Source organism: Halomonas sp. AOP27-A1-41 (assembly GCF_052378605.1).
Lineage (GTDB): Bacteria > Pseudomonadota > Gammaproteobacteria > Pseudomonadales > Halomonadaceae > Vreelandella > Vreelandella citrativorans.
Map to the genome: position 1 here is coordinate 1 of NZ_JBQSXT010000004.1, position 21196 is coordinate 21196.

The 21196-nt window shown below is 53.1% G+C and carries 21 protein-coding genes and 1 riboswitch; of the genes, 8 read left to right on the forward strand and 13 right to left on the reverse strand.

All coding sequences use genetic code 11. The annotated features are described in order from the left end of the window. Positions 1-82: 82 nt before the first annotated feature. The 3 genes from ACT3TC_RS04205 to ACT3TC_RS04215 all read left to right on the forward strand — a co-directional run bounded on the left by ACT3TC_RS04205 (position 83) and on the right by ACT3TC_RS04215 (position 1619). Positions 83-850, forward strand: a complete 768-nt coding sequence (locus tag ACT3TC_RS04205; protein WP_444639242.1) for an SDR family oxidoreductase — start codon at positions 83-85, stop codon at positions 848-850. 266 nt (positions 851-1116) lie between these two features. After that, complete coding sequence (locus ACT3TC_RS04210) at positions 1117-1368, forward strand: type II toxin-antitoxin system Phd/YefM family antitoxin (protein WP_172115982.1); 252 nt, start codon at positions 1117-1119, stop codon at positions 1366-1368. After that, positions 1365-1619, forward strand: coding sequence for a Txe/YoeB family addiction module toxin (locus tag ACT3TC_RS04215; RefSeq protein WP_444629804.1), 255 nt, complete (start codon positions 1365-1367; stop codon positions 1617-1619). The genes ACT3TC_RS04210 and ACT3TC_RS04215 overlap by 4 nt, the downstream gene beginning before the upstream one ends. 66 nt (positions 1620-1685) lie before the next feature. Here ACT3TC_RS04215 and ACT3TC_RS04220 read toward each other — a convergent pair whose 3' ends face one another. After that, positions 1686-2009 (reverse strand): DUF7709 family protein, encoded by a 324-nt coding sequence (locus ACT3TC_RS04220; protein WP_444639243.1) that lies wholly within the window; start codon positions 2007-2009, stop codon positions 1686-1688. Positions 2010-2123: 114 nt separating this feature from the next. Then, the gene (locus tag ACT3TC_RS04225) at positions 2124-2555 is read right to left on the reverse strand and encodes an acetyltransferase (RefSeq protein WP_444639244.1); all 432 of its coding nucleotides are present in this window, start codon (positions 2553-2555) and stop codon (positions 2124-2126) included. A gap of 190 nt (positions 2556-2745) precedes the next feature. Between ACT3TC_RS04225 and ACT3TC_RS04230 the strand changes: the two genes are divergently transcribed. Continuing rightward, positions 2746-3789, forward strand: a complete 1044-nt coding sequence (locus ACT3TC_RS04230) for an IS110 family transposase (protein WP_444639245.1) — start codon at positions 2746-2748, stop codon at positions 3787-3789. Positions 3790-4268: 479 nt separating this feature from the next. Here ACT3TC_RS04230 and ACT3TC_RS04235 read toward each other — a convergent pair whose 3' ends face one another. The 3 genes from ACT3TC_RS04235 to ACT3TC_RS04245 all read right to left on the reverse strand — a co-directional run bounded on the left by ACT3TC_RS04235 (position 4269) and on the right by ACT3TC_RS04245 (position 6172). After that, positions 4269-4871, reverse strand: coding sequence for a hypothetical protein (locus ACT3TC_RS04235; RefSeq protein ID WP_444639246.1), 603 nt, complete (start codon positions 4869-4871; stop codon positions 4269-4271). Between the two features lie 25 nt (positions 4872-4896). Further along, positions 4897-5436 (reverse strand): hypothetical protein, encoded by a 540-nt coding sequence (locus tag ACT3TC_RS04240; protein WP_444639247.1) that lies wholly within the window; start codon positions 5434-5436, stop codon positions 4897-4899. A gap of 103 nt (positions 5437-5539) precedes the next feature. Next, positions 5540-6172, reverse strand: coding sequence for a hypothetical protein (locus ACT3TC_RS04245; RefSeq protein ID WP_444639249.1), 633 nt, complete (start codon positions 6170-6172; stop codon positions 5540-5542). 711 nt (positions 6173-6883) lie between these two features. Then, positions 6884-7036: riboswitch (TPP riboswitch) on the forward strand. 88 nt (positions 7037-7124) lie between these two features. On the opposite strand from ACT3TC_RS04245, the gene tenA reads away from it, so the two are divergent. Both tenA and thiC read left to right on the forward strand, forming a co-directional pair. Further along, positions 7125-7793, forward strand: coding sequence for a thiaminase II (gene tenA, locus ACT3TC_RS04250; protein WP_444639251.1), 669 nt, complete (start codon positions 7125-7127; stop codon positions 7791-7793). A 22-nt stretch (positions 7794-7815) separates the two neighbouring features. After that, positions 7816-9726: a phosphomethylpyrimidine synthase ThiC gene (thiC, locus tag ACT3TC_RS04255; RefSeq protein WP_444639252.1), complete on the forward strand. Its 1911-nt coding sequence runs from the start codon at positions 7816-7818 to the stop codon at positions 9724-9726. A 68-nt stretch (positions 9727-9794) separates the two neighbouring features. Here the strand turns inward: thiC and ACT3TC_RS04260 are convergent, their stop codons facing one another. The 4 genes from ACT3TC_RS04260 to ACT3TC_RS04275 all read right to left on the reverse strand — a co-directional run bounded on the left by ACT3TC_RS04260 (position 9795) and on the right by ACT3TC_RS04275 (position 13760). Beyond that, entirely contained in the window at positions 9795-10958 is a 1164-nt protein-coding gene (locus tag ACT3TC_RS04260) for a DUF2955 domain-containing protein (RefSeq protein WP_444639253.1), read from the reverse strand. After that, positions 10948-12009, reverse strand: a complete 1062-nt coding sequence (locus ACT3TC_RS04265; RefSeq protein WP_444639255.1) for an HlyD family secretion protein — start codon at positions 12007-12009, stop codon at positions 10948-10950. The genes ACT3TC_RS04260 and ACT3TC_RS04265 overlap by 11 nt, the downstream gene beginning before the upstream one ends. A 243-nt stretch (positions 12010-12252) precedes the next feature. Then, entirely contained in the window at positions 12253-12762 is a 510-nt protein-coding gene (locus ACT3TC_RS04270; protein WP_444639257.1) for a porin family protein, read from the reverse strand. A gap of 77 nt (positions 12763-12839) precedes the next feature. Further along, positions 12840-13760 carry an EamA family transporter gene (locus tag ACT3TC_RS04275; protein ID WP_441678416.1) on the reverse strand — a complete coding sequence of 307 codons (921 nt, stop codon included), beginning with the start codon at positions 13758-13760 and terminating at the stop codon, positions 12840-12842. Positions 13761-13907: 147 nt separating this feature from the next. Here ACT3TC_RS04275 and ACT3TC_RS04280 point away from each other — a divergent pair, with 147 nt between their 5' ends. Next, complete coding sequence (locus tag ACT3TC_RS04280) at positions 13908-15092, forward strand: acetate/propionate family kinase (protein WP_444639258.1); 1185 nt, start codon at positions 13908-13910, stop codon at positions 15090-15092. Next, positions 15089-17272 (forward strand): phosphate acetyltransferase, encoded by a 2184-nt coding sequence (pta, locus tag ACT3TC_RS04285; protein ID WP_444639259.1) that lies wholly within the window; start codon positions 15089-15091, stop codon positions 17270-17272. Before ACT3TC_RS04280 ends, pta begins: the two co-directional genes overlap by 4 nt. A 128-nt stretch (positions 17273-17400) precedes the next feature. Here pta and cyoE read toward each other — a convergent pair whose 3' ends face one another. The 4 genes from cyoE to cyoB are packed head-to-tail and all read right to left on the reverse strand — an operon-like array spanning position 17401 to position 21195. Beyond that, a complete protein-coding gene (gene cyoE, locus ACT3TC_RS04290; RefSeq protein ID WP_444639260.1) occupies positions 17401-18327 on the reverse strand; it encodes a heme o synthase in 927 nt (308 codons plus the stop codon). After that, positions 18285-18608 (reverse strand): cytochrome o ubiquinol oxidase subunit IV, encoded by a 324-nt coding sequence (gene cyoD, locus ACT3TC_RS04295; protein ID WP_087108378.1) that lies wholly within the window; start codon positions 18606-18608, stop codon positions 18285-18287. Before cyoD ends, cyoE begins: the two co-directional genes overlap by 43 nt. Further along, the gene (cyoC, locus tag ACT3TC_RS04300) at positions 18605-19219 is read right to left on the reverse strand and encodes a cytochrome o ubiquinol oxidase subunit III (RefSeq protein WP_193054005.1); all 615 of its coding nucleotides are present in this window, start codon (positions 19217-19219) and stop codon (positions 18605-18607) included. Before cyoC ends, cyoD begins: the two co-directional genes overlap by 4 nt. Beyond that, positions 19219-21195 carry a cytochrome o ubiquinol oxidase subunit I gene (gene cyoB / locus ACT3TC_RS04305; RefSeq protein ID WP_193054004.1) on the reverse strand — a complete coding sequence of 659 codons (1977 nt, stop codon included), beginning with the start codon at positions 21193-21195 and terminating at the stop codon, positions 19219-19221. Before cyoB ends, cyoC begins: the two co-directional genes overlap by 1 nt. Position 21196 lies beyond the last annotated feature (1 nt).

The window sequence follows — 21196 nt, forward strand, 5'->3', positions numbered from 1 at the left end:
ATAACTATTAAAGAACAGGAAACCATGACTTCCTGACGCACTCCACCTATCAGCTCAATTATAAATAGCGGGATTACCACGCATGAGACTCAAGCAACGTACAGCACTCATTACCGGCGGGGCCAGCGGCATCGGGCTAGCAACGGCTGAGCGTTTTCTTTCCGAAGGCGCGAGCGTGGCACTGCTAGACCGGGATAGCCATGCGCTCGCCAGGGAGTGCGCCCGGCTTGAGCGCGAAATTGGCCGCCCTGTCCTGGGCGTGGAAGCCGATGTCGCTGAGACGACCGCGATAAATCACGCGGTCGCGGAAGTCGGCGATGCCTTGGGGCGAATCGACATTGTGATCAATGCTGCTGGCGTCAACGTTTTCTCAGACCCGCTCGAAACAGATGAAGCCACTTGGCGGCGTTGCCTGTCGGTCAATCTGGAAGGCGCGTGGCGGGTCATTCAGGCTGCGCTACCTGGTATGCTGGCCCGCGAGTATGGCCATATCGTCAACATCGCTTCAGTCCACGGGCACAAAATTATTCCCAGCGCCTTTCCGTACCCGGTCGCCAAGCACGGCCTGATCGGTCTGACCCGCTCACTGGGAATCGAATATGCGGCGCACGGCATCCGCGTCAACTCTATCTCACCCGGCCTAATCCGCACGCCGCCCGCACAAGCCTGGCTGGACGGCTTAAGCGAAGCCGAACGTCAGCAACAGATAGACTTGCTACCGTGCCAGCGCATCGGTGAGGCCGATGAGGTCGCCAACACGGCGCTGTTTCTATCCAGCGACGAAGCACGCTTTATCAATGCCACCGACATTCTGATTGATGGCGGCCGCAGCCAGGTCTACCACTCGTAACGCGGTACCTAACTAGCCACCTTCGGCGGCGATGGAAATACGACATAGGCGGGGCTCGCGGTACAGTTTGCCGTGCTCATGACGCTTGGGTGGTTGGGGTGGTGCCAGCCCGAGGGATAAATCGACTCGGGCCGTTGAATGATCAAGCGCCCCAAGCACAACGTCTGACTGGTGTTAAAGCAGGCGCGTGAGTAGAAAGTTGTTGTCTACCGCCCTTCCATGTACGACAATCCGTACAGTACAACATTACGTACAGGAGTATTATTATGGATGCTATTAGCTATACCGCCGCCCGAAGCCACTTGGCCAAGACCATGGAGCAGGTCTGCGAAGATCACTCACCTGTCATCATCACGCGCAGCAAAGCACCTTCGGTGGTCATGCTTTCGCTGGAAGATTATGAGGCGCTACAGGAAACCGCTTACCTACTGCGTTCACCCCACAACGCGCGCCGTTTGATGGACTCCATGGCCGAACTGGAACAAGGTGGTGGCCAAGAGAAGGAGCTCCTGGAGTGAGGCTCATCTTTGCCGAGAATGCCTGGGAAGACTACTTGTACTGGCAGAAAACCGACAAGAAGGTTCTCGGCCGCATCAATAAGCTGATCAAGGAGATTCAGCGGCAGCCGTTCGAGGGCGTAGGCAAACCCGAACCGCTCAAACACGGTTTTTCCGGCTACTGGTCTCGACGAATCAACGACGAACATCGGATTGTTTACAAGGTGGCGGATGATGCGCTACTGATTGCGCAGCTTCGGTATCATTATTGATTCATGGTCAATAACGCCGAAGCACAGGTGAAGCGAAGCGGAACAGCGGTCAACTGCAGCAACTTGTTAGTTTTTACCAATGTATTCTTTAGCACACAGACCAACGAACCTACGCCCAAGATTCTGACCGTTAATCCACTCATCAACGGAGAATAGCTCAAACAATCCAACTTTAATCAAGGTCGGTACTGCGATCTTCAGCTGCTCTTCTACCTCGCCACGCTCACCTGCGTTGTATAAAGCGATATTGCGGAGCATTGTGGCAACCGTACCTGTTTGTACCTTACTTCCATCTTTAAGGGTTACAGCGGGGAGCTCTTCTCCTTCGGCCACGATCTTTTTATTGATCGAACCAAGTTGCTCGGTATTCTCTGGTGAACCTTCGGACATCTCTATCTCCTTCAATAATTTTCGCAATAACTAACGCCACCAGCACGCGCAGCTTTGTAGTGAAAGCGAAGCCGCAACGAAAAAGACGTCGCCGTACCTGGCCTTGTTAACTTTTTATAGCGCCATATGCAACAGCGGATAAGGCTTACCCTGACCATCGACTGGTGACCTATCTGTCACTTTAAAGCCAATGTGCTGATAAAAACCTACCGCCTGTTCATTCTGCTCGTTTACATCGACCCTTGATGCTCCCTGCTCTTTGATAGCATGGGCCGCTAACATGGCACCAATGCCTTTTCCGCGTGCATCAGGTGAGATGAACAACATCTCAATATTACCGTCATGTACTCCACAGAATCCCTGAATTTCACCGTTACCGTTTTTAGCGCACCTTAAATCAACTGCGTCAAAATACTGCTCCAGAATTAACGGCTTTAACTCCTGTAGATCATCTTCAGCCAGAAAATCATGCGTTGCCCTGACCGACGCTTCCCAGACTTCTATCAGCTTAAGGTGATCTGCTTTTTCTACGACCTCAATATTCATCACTAAACTCGGTTGAAAATTTAACGCCGCGTAATGGGCAAAATTTAGTTGGTTAAAATTGTTGAGGAATGAAACACAGCCAACTGTATTTTGTCCTGATTAAACAGTTTGATACTCATTGAGCCTTCTCCTCCAGCTCAGCTGTTTGGCTAAGCTGAAAAGGCGACCAAACCTAACAGGAGAAGACTCAATGAATTTTTACAATAGCACTCATCGTCACTACTGTGGAATTGATCTGCATGCCCGTAGCCTGTATGTCTGCATCCTGGATCAGCAGGGCGAAACCCTTCTGCATAAAGAGATTTCAGCCAAACCAGAACCTCTGCTTCATCTGATCGAACCTTACCTGGACGATCTGGTCATCGGGGTTGAATGCATGCACTGCTGGTACTGGATCGCTGATTTCTGTGAAGACCAGGGCATTGCTTTCATTCTCGGTCATGCCCTTTATATGAAGGCCATTCATGGCGGTAAAACCAAGAATGACCGCGTGGATTCTTACAAAATTGCGGCGCTTATTCGAGGCGGTAATTTTCCCCTCGCTTATGTCTACCCACGCAGCATGCGAGCTACCCGTGACCTGCTTCGCCGCCGAACTGGGCTCGTTCGCCACGGCGCTGATCTCAAAGCTCATGTTGTCAACACAACGAGTCAGTACAACCTGCCACCCAACAAGGTCAATTTAAAAAATGTCAGTGCCAGAGAACAATTGGGCAGAACCTTTGATGACCCGCTCGTTCAGCGCAATATCGATCTAGATATGGCCGTTTTAGAGTGCTACCACCGGGAACTAAGCCAGGTGGAATGGCTATTGGAAAAGCAGGCCAAAAAGCATCAGCCGACCTACTACCACTTATTAAAAACCATTCCCGGCGTTGGCCGTATTCTGGCCCTCACCATTCTGTATGAAGTGGGTGATATTCGACGTTTTGAATCTGTTCAGAAGTTTGCCTCCTATTCCCGAATGATCAAGTGCAAAGCCGAATCGGCCGGTAAGACCTATGGCACCCAGGGCAACAAGATTGGTAATGCCCATCTAAAATGGGCTTTTTCTGAGGCTGCGGTGCTTTATCTGCGCGGCAATCCAGGTGCACAAAAACTGTTGCAACGCTTTCAGAAACGCATGAGTAAAGCCAAAGCCTTATCGGCCTTGGCCCACAAGTTGGGGCGTGCAGTCTATTTCATGTTAAAGAACGAAAAGGTGTTTGATGAACAACGCTTTTTAAGGAGTTAGTCACGCAGCAGGATGATGATCAACGTCTAACTGGATCATCATGGAGTGTGCTGAACAGGGTGTCTGCTGACTGATCTTGAGATCTGAAACCCGACTTCTACACCCAGCTCGAAGCCCGTCGCTTTGATTATCCATCCTGCTGGCGTGCATCAGCACCCTGAGCGAGTGGGCTTACACCGGCGCTGAACCTGAAACTAACTGGGACTGTAAAGTAACCCGCTTTTTGAATAGGACAGATGCTGGTTAACCGATGAATGTCTAGTGCCCCAGACCCACCTGCAAGGAGCAACCCGGTTTGGCAGTGGTGAACTACCACGTTAGAGAGCCTCAATAGGTGTTTGCTGTAAGCCACCAACAGCCAACGATGACAGATGAAGTAGGATCACTGGCTCAGGGACTTGAGATTGACCGCTTACGCGGCCAATAAAAAATGCTGCAGCCTATTGACAGACAGAAGGCTCATAGGTGTTATATGCCGTTTAACGATAGTCTTGCTCATTTAACCATTCAATAGAATCCTTGTCCGGATTGTAGTGAACAAAGATCATGTTAGACGGCGGCCTATCTCCTTCCCATGCGCAACCTATAGAGGCTAGAGTATGAAGGCCCAAATGGTAGTCCGAAAGGAATTCCATAAACCGGTTGGTAATTAGACCATAATCGCAACTGCTGGTTGATTTTGGGATTAGCAGCTTAAACGTATAACCATCCTCAGCTTCAGCGTGAACTGAAAATGCGAGCGAAAAAGGATTATTGGTACTGATTTTTCCCTGGGTTCCAAAAAGCGTAGGCTCAATTCTTGGATTAGCCATTACATTATTAGTTAAGTTGGAAAGGCTCTCTTTGAGCGACTGATAGTGATCTTTACCGGCCTCTTTTAGAAAGCCATCAAAGTAACTCTTCCCTATGAATGCGGCAATAACCGGAAACATGAACCACTCTGGGCATGCCATCGCCCCTGATGGCTCTCTAGATTCAACAACCAATTTTAAACCGTCTGCCTTTATACTATTTTCGAAACCCTCAAACATTTCATTTGAAACACTTTCTTCGAAAACTAATCCAATGTCAGGCTTAATCACGATTTCTCCTTAGACATATAACGCCTCAATCAGCCGACGCGTCAGCGGTCGGCTGCATTGAATTGTTAGACTTTGGCAAGATGTGAGTTTTTCGTTTGAAGGCGTAGCTGAATCCACAGCCATATATGAACACCATGAATGCAAATAACGCAGACAGCAAGACGAAGCCTTTTGCATTTACTTCGTTTGTTGTATGCAAATGTGCGAACAAAGATATGGCGAGCATAGCCCCTGTAGCGGCTGAGCCAAAAACGTATATGGTTTTGGGCATTTCACAAAGAACCTCATTCACATAGTAATCTAAATATTTATTATCGAAAATCCTACCCAGGGCAGAAAACAAACCAATCACCACGAGAATAGCCAGAAACGTGAGACCCAATTCTGCGAGAGATCCGTCATTGATTTTTTGCTCTGAAAATGCAACCAGTTTTTCTTCACTATTTAAAAAATTCGATGTAAAAACCGCAACCATAAAGAACACTGCAATCTGGGACATAAAGATCACGAATTCTCTGAAAACAAATTTAACGACACTTTTTTTATATTGATCTACTTTTTCCAAATCCTCTACTCCGTTTCCTTTAGAATCCTAATGCCCGCAGCATGCGCGGCTTTGAAGTGAAGGCAACGCCGCAACGTAAAAGCCGTCGCCGTGCCTACGTTTGTTAACTGTTATAACCAAGCTCGCTCCTCATCTGCTTAATTATTACATCTCGAAGAAAGCCTAGATCCTTGCCCATCTCTACTATTTTTACTTGTGTGGGAGTTTCGAAATTAAACTCACCAGAAATAAACGAATCTGGCGTCATAGACTCTTTTATTTCATGAAGCATTATTGGCTGGAGAGCAAGAATTTCCTTATACAACGACTCAAACTCATCAAGTAGATCAGCAAGTGCATCAGAACACACGATCCGCAACCCAACCAGCTCATGCGTTGCTTTCTGAAAGCCTTCCTGAATGCCTTTAGTAAATTCACTCATTGTATTCTGATAATTAACTATCGATTCGGGAGAGAATTCCTTCTTATACAAACGCAACGAAGCTTCAGGTAATGTGCTAGACAAAAATTTAGCATAATCCTGACCAGCCAAACGTGCAGCTTTTTCCATTACCTTAAAATATTCTTGATACTCGGATTTTCTAGTGTCGAACAGCTTTTCTTCGCGTTCTCTAGCCATTTTATATTTATGAAGAAGGAACGGAAAAAGCCCGGATGAGAGCAATACCATGGCAGCCGGAATGATATATTCTGGCTCTACCCAAGTCCCAATTAAACTGCAAGATTCTTCTACCAATGGCACACACTCCGAGAAAAGTTAACAGTTAAGCATTTATTCGCCGTGCGGAGCATGGCGGATAAATGTCTGTTGGACTAAGGCGCGTCCATCAGGCGGCTATTTAATAGGGGATTGTATTCACAGGCATGCGGCCTGAGGCACCAAGCCGTGCGCATACGTGCCTGTTGTAACTCGCTCTAGTGGTATATTGGTCATTATTTCAGCGCCCCCGAATCTTAATTAACCTAATGTAGCGCGCCTTAGGGCTAAAATCTATCCCCGGGACGAGCGTATCCGCGACCCGCCAGCAGGTCGAATAATCAGGTTCATTGTAGGGGGATGGCGGTACATCATGCTCGATAGCGTTGCTCCTTGTCGTTAGGCGTTGGATCGTAGATGGGTCTCTGGGGTGTGAGCGTCCCGATCATCCGTAATAGGTGTAGGCCAGTTCCACATCGCTGGCAGTCATATCGAATAGCATGGCCGTTGCCTTTGGCTAAGCACTCATCCCCCAAAGCGCGGCGTAACAGCGGCGAGGCGGCTCGCGTTTGATTGGCGCGATAGAAGGCTTCCCAACCCGTTTTGTTATCGGTGGTCAATGTCAGTACTTCCTGATCGCATCATGCTGTGGTGGTGAGTGTTGATAGACATAATCGATTCAAATTAACACGTAGCACCGTCGTTCGCCCCCTTGCATCTCCCTCAACCGCCACCTAGACTCGCTGAGTTGAATGCTTGACGGGGTGCCGGTGAATCCGGCTGAGATGGCGCAGGGCGTAGCAATTTTGCTGCCAAGCGCTGGTCCCGCTGAACCTGATCCGGCTAATGCGCTGCTTTTGATGTAGCGCGGGTACCGGCGTAGGGATCAAGCGATGGCACTGGCTAGCTCTCCCACAATCGCTCGCCCCCCTTCCGTGCCATTTCCTCGATCTTTTCGCCTGCCCTTCGGATCACCACCACCGGAGGATGTATGGGCTACCGCTTTACTGATTTAACCACTGCCTGCCATGACGATTGGCGCGCCTACATTGAGCACGACTTTGTGCGCCAGCTGGGCAACGCTACGCTGCCTGAAGCGTCATTTCGCCACTACCTGAAGCAGGATTACCTGTTTCTGATTCACTTCGCTCGCGCCTATGCATTGGCCGCCTACAAAAGCCCTACGCTTGCCGATTTGCGCCATGCCCATGAAGGTTTAAAAACCATTGTGGATGTGGAACTGGGCTTGCACGTGGGCTTTTGTCGCGAATGGGGTATTTCCGAGGAGGCACTTGCCGAGCTACAAGAAGCTCGGGCGACCATGGCCTACACCCGCTACGTGTTGGATACCGGCAACCGTGGCGACCTGCTGGATTTACACGTAGCACTTGCTCCTTGCCTGGTGGGCTATGGCGAGATTGCCAACTGGTTGAATGCAAAATCCACAACCCTACGCGGCACACACAACCCGTTTGATGCCTGGATTGCGATGTACGAAAGCGCGGAGTTTCAGGCGGCCATGCAGGCCGAGCTTGAATGGCTGGATGCTCGCCTCGCCGACGTCACCCCTGCCCGCTTTAATGAGCTCAGCAAAATTTTCCGCGATGCCACGCGCTTGGAAATCGACTTCTGGCAGATGGGCCTGGACCTTTCCCATTAATTCCAATAACAAGGATATAACCGTGAACACAACCGTTACTCAGAAGACAGCCCGCTTTCTAGCCGAAACCGCCCAAGTGGATGCCGCCGCGATTTCTCCGCTGCCCGGTTCACGCAAGGTGTATCTTGAAGGCTCGCGCCCCGACATCCGTGTACCGTTTCGGGAAATCAGCCTCTCGCCGACCAAAACGACCAGCGTGGATGAACAGAATCCGCCGCTGCTGGTGTATGACACTTCAGGCCTCTACACCGACCCAAACGCCCAGATTGATCTACGCCGTGGGCTTCCCGCGCTTCGCCGGGCGTGGATTGAGGAGCGCGACGACACCGAGTTTTTAGAAGGCCATACGTCTGAGTACGGCAAACGCCGCGCCAACGACCCTATGCTGGCCCAACTGCGCTTTGATTTGAAACGCACGCCGCGCCGGGCAAAAGAAGGCAAAAACGTTACCCAGTTGCACTATGCCCGCCAAGGGATTATCACGCCGGAAATGGAGTTTATCGCCCTGCGTGAGAATCAACGCCGCCAAGCGCTGGGCAATGCCGAGGTGGAGCAAATTTTGGGCCACCAGCATCGCGGCCAAAGCTTTGGCGCCAGCATCCCAGAGGAGATTACGCCGGAGTTTGTGCGCGATGAAGTGGCTCGTGGGCGGGCGATTATCCCCAATAACATCAATCACCCCGAAAGCGAGCCGATGATTATCGGGCGTAACTTTCTGGTCAAGATTAACGGCAACTTGGGTAACTCGGCCGTTACCTCGTCGATTGAAGAAGAAGTCGACAAAATGACCTGGGGGATTCGCTGGGGCGCGGATACCATCATGGATCTCTCCACTGGGCAAAACATCCACGAAACCCGCGAATGGATTTTGCGTAACTCTCCAGTACCTATCGGTACAGTGCCTATCTACCAAGCGCTGGAGAAGGTCAACGGCGTGGCCGAGAACCTGACCTGGGAGGTGTTTCGCGATACGTTGATCGAGCAGGCCGAACAGGGTGTGGATTACTTCACCATTCACGCAGGCGTTTTGCTGCGCTATGTGCCGCTGACCGCCAACCGGGTAACGGGCATCGTCTCTCGCGGCGGTTCGATTATGGCCAAATGGTGTTTGTATCATCATCAGGAGAGTTTTCTGTATACCCACTTCGAGGAGATCTGCGAGATCTGTAAGCAGTACGATGTGGCGTTTTCATTAGGTGACGGTCTGCGCCCAGGCTCTATCGCCGATGCCAATGACGAAGCGCAGATGGCCGAGCTTAAAACCCTGGGTGAGCTGACCCACATTGCCTGGAAGCACGACGTGCAGGTAATGATTGAAGGTCCTGGCCACGTGCCCATGCACCTTGTGAAGGAGAACATGGACAAGCAGTTGGAGTACTGCGACGAGGCGCCCTTCTACACACTCGGCCCGTTGGTCACGGATATCGCACCAGGCTACGACCATATTACCTCGGGCATTGGGGCGGCGATGATCGGCTGGTTTGGTTGTGCGATGCTCTGCTATGTCACGCCAAAAGAGCACCTGGGCCTGCCCAATAAAGATGACGTCAAGACCGGCATTATTACCTACAAAATTGCCGCCCACGCGGCGGATCTTGCCAAGGGCCACCCGGCAGCTCAGCGGCGTGATAATGCGCTTTCCAAGGCGCGGTTTGAATTCCGCTGGGAAGATCAGTTCAATCTGGGGCTAGACCCGGACACCGCGCGGGAATTCCATGATGAAACCCTGCCCAAGGATTCCGCGAAGGTAGCGCATTTTTGCTCCATGTGCGGGCCCAAGTTCTGCTCGATGAAGATTAGCCAGGAAGTGCGCGACACCTACCGCGACCGCACGCCAGAAAGTACTAACGACGCAGAGTCCGTTAAGCGCGGCATGGAAGAGCAGGCGGAGAAATTTCGCCAAACGGGAAGCCAGCTGTATCAGGAAGTGTAAAGCGGTTTAAAAACTCAAGGGTTAAACGCAAACAGGGGCCTGAAAGCCCCTGTTGTCGACGTGTTACGCTAACTTTCTGGTAGTCGCGTAGGCTCCCAAAGATTAAGCAGATAATGCAGGCACGCCATGACGAGTAGCGTTACTACCAGCGCCACGCTCATGGATGAGAAGCGATACAGCGCGCTATAGACAAGGTCCTGGCTGGGGCCTAAAGATTGACCAAACAAAATGCCTAAAGTGGTCATCCCGCCAAACCCGATACCTGAACCGCCGCCTTCAAGTATGTGTTCGCGCCCAAACAGCAATAGCCCCAACCAATAAAGCACAATCGCCAGCAGGAAGTGGTTGCTTTGTGTGTACAGCAGAAGCTGCATAATCAGCGCCAGGTTACACCCCAACAGCGTGCCGATGGCACGTTTGCGAGCGGATACGCGCGCACCGGCATAGCCCATCGCGAACAGCACCAGAATGGTCGCCATTTGTGCCGAGAGCGACCCCTGCAGGTCAAACACCTGAAAAACGACAAAGGAAAGTGTCGCGGTAATGCCGCCCATCAGCGTTTCATGGCGCATCTGCGCTTTCGTTTTGGTGCTTTTGGGCGGCGGTTGGCGGGGCTCAACGTCAGGGAAAAGAGTGTACATCAGCATGGCGATGAACACGGCGAGCACGCTGGCCACAAAATTGGAGGCCAACAAATCCGCTAGATCGACGCTGGGGTAGCTCGCAAAATGCAGCAGAATGCTTAAGGTTAATACGCCATTGGCCCCAAACAGAAACAGCGGGCCTTTTGCCATCAAGCTAAACCGAAACAGGAACATACCCAACACGACCAGCGTCATCATCACCGGCATATGCTTAAGCAGGCCGACCACCAGGCTGACTTCCAGCGCATTCACCGATACGTTACCTAAAAACTGGCGAATAATGCTGATATTCAGAATGGGCACCATACCCAGCAAAAACATCGGAAAAACGGTAAAGAAGACGCCGTAGTTCCAACCCATTAACTGACTGATGATAAACCCGAGAGTGCCACCACCAGCCACCCGCAAACACTGGCGCAGGGCATTCTCACTCAGGCGATGGTAGGCAGGTGCCTCTGGGCCAGCGCCGCTACGGCGGGGCGTGCGCTTAAAAAAACTACGCAGCGCGCGACTGATTGACCACGTGCTGGCATCCGCCGGTTTTGTATCAGCGGGCCCTGCAGTAGTAGAACCCGCATCAGTAGACATAATGTAGCCAGCTGATCAGATGCGTTTGTAGCCATGCAAAGGGATGCGCCAGCGCATGTTCCCCCGGCAGCAGTTGCACCGTTGCCCGGGCACCACTTGGCAGCAGCGCCGCAATGGGTTCGTTGAGGGCAACATGAATACGCAAACGCTGCGCATCGCGCACCCAGCGGTCAGAGGTAGGAATATCCGCCAGCTGCCCATCAGCGGTCAGCTGTCCTTCCCGTATGCCAGCATCAAAAGCACTGACCTGCCCTTCAAAGATATGCCCAGGCATCGCATCAAAGATCACCGCAGCCGAGTCGCCGGGCAGTACGTGGCGTAGGCTTTTTTCACGGAAATCGGCAACGATATCCATGTTCTGAGTCACCAGTGCAATCACTGGCTGCCCTGCCTGAACATAGTCGCCCACCTGAAGCTGCAAGTTCGTCACCTGGCCTGACTCTGCCGCCCGCACTTCGGTACGTTCGACGTCCAACTGCGCTTTCTCAAGGGCGTTGTCGGCTTGGCGCAAGCGCAGGTTGGTATTTCCGTTCTCGCCTAGCTGTACTTCCAGGCTCTGTATGTTCGCCTCGGCGGAAGCCACGTCTGCCAGGGCGGTATGCTCAGCCGCCACCTGCTGCTCGTACTGCTGGCGTGAAATACTCTGCCGCCCCACCAGGGCTTCGCCACGGCGCCGCTCGCCGCTGCGCTCCTCCGCAACGGCCTGGGCAGAGGCCAGCACCGCCCGGGCGGCGGCAAGCTCTGCTTCAAGGCGCGTGTTTTCGCGCTCAGCCTGCTCACGGTTTAGCCGCGCTTGATCAAGGGCAAGCTGAAAGGGCTCGGGGTCCAGACGAAACAGCACATCGCCTTTAGCAACCTGCTGATGGTCACGCACGGTCACTTCTTTCACTGGCGCGCTGAGCTCTGGTGCCACACGGGCAACCGGGCGCATTACCCTGGCCTCGGGCGTCATGGGCATGAAGCTGTCAGCTATCAAGAAATAGATAAACAGCAGTGCAAAGGCAGTCAGCGCTACCTTCACCCAGCGGGCGAATTTTTGATCAGGGGACATGAAGTTTTACTCGTTGATTTGCGCACCTTCTGAGTACGCGCAGAGCGCTTATGGCCAGCGCATGCTTAATGGAATAGCGTATTTTAGCAAATGATTAGCAAGCTAACAATTAGCCACGCTTCTGCTTTATGAGCGTTATTGAGTAGCCCCCTTGGCTGCCTGCAGAAAAAACCCATAAAAAAAACCCAGAGCCAAAAGGCCCTGGGGTTGGATACACCACTAACGCGTTTTAAGCGTTAATCATTAAAAACGGTATTTTAAGCCCACACTTGCGGCATCGAAATCGTAGGCAGACTTGTCCAGATAACGCATGTAATCAGCGCTGATGGCCAGATTGTTGGCGACATCAATTTCACCGCCCGCGCCATAGGAGAAACCGCTTTCACTGTCGTGGTCGAAATCCACTTCAGTGACACCGACCAGACCATAAAGGCGTGCATTGGGGGTAATAGGCGCGATGCCTTTTGCGTAAGCACCTACCAGGTAATCCAGCTTGGTATCACCATCCGAGCCACCGGTACCCAGATGCCCTTCGAGCGCGAAGTAATCATTGAACTGCGCGCCGCCGCGTAAACGCAGGCCTACGTCGTTACGTGAGGAACCGCGGTCAGGGTCAAGGTTCCAAAACATGGCGTCGCCCGCCACGTAACCTTCAGGGTAACCCAATGATTGCTGTGCCTGTGCTGATGCAGCGAATGCACCTGCGCCGACCAAGAGTGCCGCAGAAGTGAGTGATAATACGGTCATCTTCATCGTCTTGTACCTCCGTTAAAAAACAGTGTTTCCTTACACAGATTCATTGTGGTACATGTCCGAAAAGAACGCAACGTTTACCGCCCTTTGGATAGGCTAAGTGCGACAATACCACCCACCACGACCGCCCCACCCAGTAACTGGCCAGGGCTTAGCGTTTGCCCTAATACGAAATAACCGATCACCAAAGAGGCGACAGGTTCGATATTCATGACCGGGGCGTTGCGCGCCATATCCAGGCGCGGCACAAAAATAAACAGTGTCGAGAACGCGGTGGCGTAAAGCAGCGCCAAAAGCCCCAAACCCACCCAGCCTTGGCTATTGTCAGGTAGGCTCATACCACCAGGCACGACACCTAAAGCCCCACCGATTACCATGGCGAAAAACACGGTTTGCATGGTTAAAAGACTGCGCAGCGTGCTGCCTACCTGGGATAAACGGTGCTCGGTAACCCATAGCGCGCAGGCGAAAACGAACGCGGCCAGCAACCCAAATCCAATACCGGCGACCCATTCCGGCCCCATACTGTCAGCACTGGAAAGCCACGCAGGAATATCCAGCACGACCAACAGCCCGATTAAAATGGTCCCCATAATAAGGCAACTGCGAAGCGACGGACGCGGCCCGCCCAGCGCCCAACTCAATAGTGCTAACTGAATGGGGAAGGTATTGACCAACAGTAGCGCAATAACGACAGGAAGCCGCGCAACCGCTGAATAAAGGCTGACACTTTGAATGGTGATAAGAAGACCTACCACCAATTGCCAGGGCCAAGTGCCCGAAGGCAGCCATAAGCGTTTCTTCTGAACGATCACAAGGGCGAGCAGGATCAAACAGGCTACCCCGGAACGCGTTAATACGGCCAGCAGTAACCCTGTACCGTTATCAAAGGCAAGCCTGGCCGATACATGGTTGGCAGCGAACATAGTGCCAACGGTCATTAGCAGCAAAATGGCTAAGTGGCGCGGCAGGTGGTTGGGTAACGAGGACGTAGTCATAGGCTCCAGGCAGCAAAAGAACGTTAACCGCCAAGCATGCCCGGATTTGAGTCGAATGGCTAAACAAATATCCGCCTACGTTAATGCCCCTTGCCGCCTGTCACACTAACGTACAAACTAAACCTTTACTCTTTTGGTAGATTCTTTATGAATGCACCGGTGCTGGTTATTAATTGTGGTTCATCCTCTATTAAATACGCACTGATCGATCCGGCCCCTGATGCCCCGCGCTTAGCAGGCTTGGCAGAGCGCTTAGGCAACGCCGATGCCCGCTTAAAAGGAATAAATAGCGCGGGGGGAAGTTTTAGCCATGCACTCCCCAATGCTGATCCTACTCAAGCGCTCAACGCCATTTTAAACAGCCTGGAAGAACGCATTCCGGGCGCTATTGGGCATCGCATTGTTCATGGCGGAGAGAAGTTTACTCAGGCCGCCTTGATTGATAGTGATGTTATCAGTGCGATTAAGGCCACCGCCGCGTTGGCGCCTCTGCATAACCCTGCCAACCTGGCAGGCATCAGCGCTACTCAAAAGATATTTCCAGCACTACCTCAGGTTGCGGTCTTCGATACCGCGTTTCACCAAACCCTCCCCGTAAAAGCTTACCGCTATGCCCTGCCAGAGAGCCTCTACGCTGAACACGGCATTCGTCGCTACGGATTTCATGGCACTAGCCACGCCTTTGTTAGCCAGCGTGCGGCCGAGCTTAGCCCTCGCGGCGCGGGCGGTTGGTTAACAGCCCACTTAGGCAACGGCTGTTCCACCGCAGCGGTGTGGAATAATCAAAGCCTGGACACCAGCATGGGCCTTACCCCGCTGGAAGGCCTGGTGATGGGCACGCGCAGCGGCGACGTCGACCCAGGCTTGCACGCCCATTTACACCGCCAGCTGGGCTGGTCGATGGACAAGATTGATGATGTGCTGAATAAGCAAAGCGGGCTATTGGGGCTTTCTGGCTTAACCAACGACATGCGCGAAATCGAGGAAGCAGCCGAGCAGGGTCACGAAGGAGCCATGCTGGCGCTAGACGTGTTTTGCTACCGCATTGCCAAGTCGCTTGCTGCTCTCTCTTGCGCACTGCCGACGCTTGATGGCGTCATTTTTACCGGTGGCATCGGTGAGAACTCTCCTCTTGTACGCAGCCGCGTTATCAGCCTGCTGCCTCACTTTGGCTTTGCCCTTGATGAGACGAGCAATGACGTGCTGATTCGCGGCAAAGAGGGCAAGCTGGACAAGGCAAATCATCAGGGCCCCGAAGCCTGGGTTATCCCTACCGACGAAGAAGGCCGTATCGCAATGGAAACACGTCAATGTCTGGAGGCCCACGCATGAGTTCGTCCCCTTCTCAACCCCAAGCCATTCTTCTAGTGCCCACAAGCATGGGGGCCGGGTTAACCTCGGCCTGCTTAGGCTTGATTCAGGCGCTCGACACCATTGGCCTTAAAGCCGGTTTTTTGAAGCCGTTTATGCAAAAAGAGCTGAACGGCCCGGGCCTTGATCGCTCAACAGCTCTGGTGTCTCGCACGCTCAACCTGCGCCCGCCTTCGCCGATCTCACAAACCCGGCTGGAGCGCCTGCTACGCGATGACCAAACCGATGAGCTATTGGAAAATGTGGTCGAGCTTTATGAACAGGTAACGCAGCAAGCTGAGCGGGACGGTAACGCGCTGGATTTAGTTGTAGTGGAAGGCGTAGTGCCTACCCAGTACACCACGTACGCGACGCAAACCAATGCTCAACTGGCGCATGCACTTAATGCCCGCATCATCCTGGTGGGCACCGGGGATTTAAACGAGCCACAGGCACTTGCTGATGAGCTTGATATGCACGCCAGAAGCTTTGGCGGGGTTAGCTCGACCCGAACGCTGGGTGGCATCCTGATGCGCATGAAGAACCTGCCTTACGGCCAGGAAGATGACCTTTCGGCAGCGCCGGGCACTATTAAACCGCAGCTTGAAGAGTCGGTACTTAACGAGCTTCGCGGCTATTCACCGTCACTGGCCACCGACAGTTTTCACCTAATCGGCATTGTGCCTTACAGCAAAACACTCAATGCCCCCCGCACGCTGGACGTAGCACGGGCACTGAGTGCCAAGGTGCTGAATGAAGGCGATGCGGCGAGCCGCCGGGTAATGTCGACAAGCCTGTGTGCGCGTAGCGCGGCGAATGCCCTGCATATCTTTACACCCGGTAGTCTGGTGGTGGCGTCTGGCGACCGTGACGACGTCGTGCTGGCATCCGCCCTCGCGACCATGAACGGCACTCAGTTGGCGGGCATATTGCTGACCAATGGTTTTTTGCCTAACGACAATATGATTGAGATGTGTCGCCCAGCGCTAAGAACCGGCCTGCCCGTGCTGGCGGTTGAAACCGACAGCCTGACCACGGCTCAAAACTTGAGCCAGCTTAGCAGCGAAATCCCCGTTGATGATTTCGAGCGTGCCGAGCAGGTGGCGCGCTTTGTCGCTGCCCATATCGACCTTGAATGGCTAAAAGACAAGTTAAGCCACGGCTACGCACGGCGCTTATCGCCTTCGGCGTTTCGCTATCAGTTGGTCAAGCAGGCGCAGCACGCAAAAAAACGGATCGTACTGCCGGAGGGCGACGAACCCCGCACGGTGGAGGCAGCGATTATTTGTCAGCGGCGCGGCATTGCCAACTGCGTACTGCTGGGCAGTCGTGAAACCATCGAGGAAGTGGCGCGTAACCGCGGTTTAGCACTGCCCGGCGAGTTGACGATTATCGACCCCGAAAGCACGCGTGCTCACTATATCGCGCCCATGGTAGAACGTCGGCGTGGCAAGCTTAACGAACTCACCGCTGAGGCCCAGCTACAGGATAACGTAGTGCTTGGCACCATGATGCTCCAGCTGGATGAAGTCGATGGCCTTGTCTCGGGTGCTATCCACACCACCGCTAACACTGTGCGCCCGGCGTTTCAGCTGATAAAGACCGCGCCAGAATATAGCCAGGTATCATCGATCTTCTTTATGCTGCTGCCCGAGCAGGTAGTGGTGTATGGCGATTGTGCGGTGAACCCGGACCCGGATACCGAAACGCTGGCTGAAATAGCCCTGCAAAGCGCTCGCTCCGCAGAAGCGTTTGGTATTGAGCCGCGCGTGGCCATGATCAGCTACTCAACGGGAGATTCAGGCACCGGCGCGGATGTCGATAAAGTGCGTGAAGCTACGCGCATCGCCAAAGAGCGTGCCCCGCACTTATTGATCGATGGCCCGCTTCAGTACGATGCAGCCGCCATTGAGAGCGTGGGTAAGCAGAAAGCGCCAGATTCGCCCGTAGCGGGCCGCGCCACCGTCTTTGTCTTCCCGGACCTGAACACCGGCAATACGACCTACAAAGCGGTGCAGCGTAGTGCCCGCGTAGTCAGTGTTGGCCCCATGCTGCAAGGCTTAAACAAGCCGGTGAATGACCTTTCCCGAGGCGCGCTGGTGGATGATATCGTCTATACCATCGCGCTGACCGCTATTCAGGCAAGCCAGCGAGAAGCGTAACCCGTCATCGCGCCTGATAAGCTTCGCAGATGCGACCAATGGTAAGTAAGCGTTAAGACAAGAAAAAGCCCCGGGCAGTTTAACTGCCCGGGGCTTTTCTAATTCAACCACTTAGCGGTGTGGGTCAATCACGCCCACATTATTGGCACCATGGATTCCAACACAATCACCAGGCTCATCGCAGTGATGGTCAAAATCGATACGCCAAATACGCGTTTGGCCCAGCGTACATCATCATCCAGCCGGTAGCCGCAAATCGCCAGGTAGAGCCAGTAGCCCCCCATGGTCAGTGCGACACACAGGTAGCCAGTACCTGCCTGGCTTGCCAGTACCAAAGCCAATGAGGCGGGAATAAACGCCACAATGTAGCCAAGGATGTGATGCTTTGCGCGCTTGATCCCGTGAACAACAGGCAGAACGGGAATCGAAGCGCGTTGGTAATCGGCATAGCGGAAAATCGCAATGGCATAGGAGTGAGGCATCTGCCAGAGGCAGAAGATTAACAGCAGAACCATCGCTCCACTGTCAAAGGTACCCGTCACTGCGCAGTACCCGATCACGGGCGGCATAGCGCCTGACAGGCTGCCTACTACCGTGCCGTATTCGGAGTTGCGCTTCATATAGAGGCTATACACCCCCACATACACGCCCCATCCGATAACAGCCAAGGCCACCGTCAACCCATTGGTGCCTAATGCCAGGCAGACCACGCCACTGATACCCAGAAACGCCGACAAGCCCAATGCTTGCGTGATAGAGACGCTTCCTCTCACCAGAGGACGATGGCGCGTGCGCGCCATCAGAGCATCAATGTCCCTATCAATCACGTTGTTACAGGCACAGCCTGAGGCGATCACTAATGCGATCCCCAACATGACCGAAGCAAACGTCACCAGATCGAATTCACCGTGCGCGGCTAGAAAGTAGCCGCCAAGGGCGGCAATGAGATTGCCGCCAATGATTCCTGGTTTGGTTAGCTCAAGCAGATCGTGCCACCGATTGGGCATTCTGGTTAGCCGATCATCATGTTGAGATGTAGATGCTGCATGATCCACAGCGAACCTCCTACCACTAGGCCGAGAATCAGCACCGTAAAGACGAAGGAAAGCATGTTCCAGCCATCTTCAGTCTTGAAGTCCAAGTGCATGAACATCACAAGCTGAACCAGCACCTGCAAAACGGCCGTCACAGTGATGATTCCCACGTTCACGGGTAAGCTGAACGAACCCAGCATAACCGCGCCAAATGGAATGACAGTCAGGACTAACGACAGCACAAGACCCGTTACATAGGACTTTACGGTGCCGTGACCGGACGGTTGGCTAGACGAACTCATACCAGCACTCCCATCAAGTAGACGAAGGAGAAGACACAGATCCAGACGATATCCAGGAAGTGCCAGAACAAGCTCAAGCACAGGATACGCGGACGCGTTTTATCATTCAGACCTTTAGTCGACAACTGAACCAGCATGACCAGAATCCAGATCATACCGAACATTACGTGCAGACCGTGGGTACCTACCAGTGTAAAGAACGCTGACAGGAAGGCGCTGCGATCCGGGCCCCATCCCTCATGGATAAAGTGATGGAACTCATAGATTTCCATGCCCAGGAACATCAGGCCCAACACGAACGTAATGCCCAGCCACAGTTTCACCTGGCCGACGCGATTGGCATTCATTGCCAGAACGCCCATGCCGAAGGTGAAACTACTGATCAGCAGTGCAAAGGTGCCGAAGAGAATCAAAGGTAGTTCAAAAATATCCGCACCGGTCGGACCGCCTGCCGTGCCCCTCATGAGCACGGCGTAGGTGGCGAATAGTGTTCCGAAGATCACTAAGTCGCTCATTAGGTAGACCCAGAAACCAAATACCTTGGTAGGACCGGCATCGTGGTGCTCATGCTCTTCAGCATGGGCATCGTGATGTAGGGATTCAGTAGCCATTACGCCTGGGCCTCCACACGTTGTTGATGAGCACGTTCGATTCGCTCGACCTCTGCAGCAGGCACGTAGTAATCGATATCGTCGTTAGATACCCGCATCAGGAAGCTCACCAGCATGCCGATTGCACTGAACCCAGCCAGCCACCAGATGTGCCATACCATGGCGAAACCAAAGATCATCGCAAAGACACTGATGACAGGTCCGGCCACCGTGTTCCTCGGCATATGGATATCCGTGTAAGGCGCATTGTCCAACTGCTCGTTGCCACGCTGCTTTTGTGACCAGAAGCTGTCGATATCACCAACGACGGGCAGACGCGCAAAGTTGTAGAACGGGGGCGGCGATGAGGTTGACCACTCCAACGTACGGGCATCCCATGGGTCGCCAGTCACGTCCGCATACTTATCGCGGTTACGCACGCTTACGTAGAATTGGATGAGCGTACAAGCGATACCCGCAGCAATCAGCAGAGCACCGACCAAGGCAACGATAAACCAGGGCTGCCATTCAGCGTTCGGGTAAGAGTTCATGCGGCGCACAGCACCGTAGAAGCTCAGTACGTATAGCGGCATGAATGCCACGTAGAAACCTGACACCCAGAACCAGAACGAGCGCTTGCCCCACTTCTCGTCAAGCGTGAAGCCAAAGGCTTTCGGGAACCAGTAGGTCAGACCCGCCATCATGCCGAAGACCACGCCACCAACGATAACGTTATGGAAGTGGGCAATAACGAACAGACTGTTGTGCAGCACGAAGTTTGCCGCCGGCAGAGCCAGCATAACGCCTGTCATACCACCGAGGACGAAGGTGATAATAAAACCCAGCGTCCAGAGTGTCGGCGAGGTCATTTCCAAGCGTCCACGGAAGATAGTGAACAGCCAGTTAAAGACTTTCACCCCAGTCGGTACGGCGATGATCATTGTCATGATGCCGAAGAAGGCATTGACGTTGGCGCCTGCGCCCATGGTAAAGAAGTGGTGCAACCAAACGATGAATGACAGGATCGTGATCGCGATCGTTGCCCATACCATGGTGTGGTAACCGAACAGACGCTTGCGTGCAAAGGTCGCGATAACTTCTGAAAACACACCGAAGGCCGGCAGAATCAGAATGTAAACCTCAGGGTGACCCCACGCCCAGATAAGGTTGACGTACATCATCATGTTGCCGCCCATATCGTTCGTGAAGAAATTCATCCCCAGGTAACGATCCAGCGTCAGCATGGCAATAGTAGCGGTCAAAATCGGGAAAGAGGCAATGATCAGTACGTTGGCGCACAGCGACGTCCAGGTAAAGATCGGCATGCGGAACATAGTCATGCCCTTGGTACGCATTTTCAGGATAGTAACGAAGAAGTTAATACCCGTTAACGTGGTACCTATCCCGGATATCTGCAACGCCCATATCCAGTAATCGACCCCTACCCCGGGACTGTACTCTATCCCCGATAACGGCGCGTAAGCCAACCAACCAGTGGTAGCGAACTCACCTACGAACAGAGAAATGTTGACCAGCAGCGCCGAAACCGCGAACAGCCAGAAACTCAGGTTGTTCAGGAACGGGAACGCAACATCGCGCGCACCGATCTGTAACGGAACAACCAGGTTCATCAAGCCGATAACCATAGGCATGGCCACGAAGAAGATCATGATAACGCCGTGGGCGGTAAAGATCTGGTCGTAGTGGTCAGGCGGCAAAATGCCCATCGAACCACCTGCGGCGACCGCCTGCTGCACACGCATCATCAGGGCATCAGCAAAACCGCGCAGCAGCATGATAAGCGCCACGATGAAATACATGATACCGAGCTTTTTATGGTCAACGGAGGTGAACCACTCGTTCCATAGCCAGCCCCACTTACGGAAATAGGTCAGCGCGCCTAACAACGCCGCGCCGCCTAGAATCCCCACGAGACCCGCAAGAACCAGAATGGGTTCGTGAAGGGGAATTGCTTCTAGGGTTAATTTACCGAACACG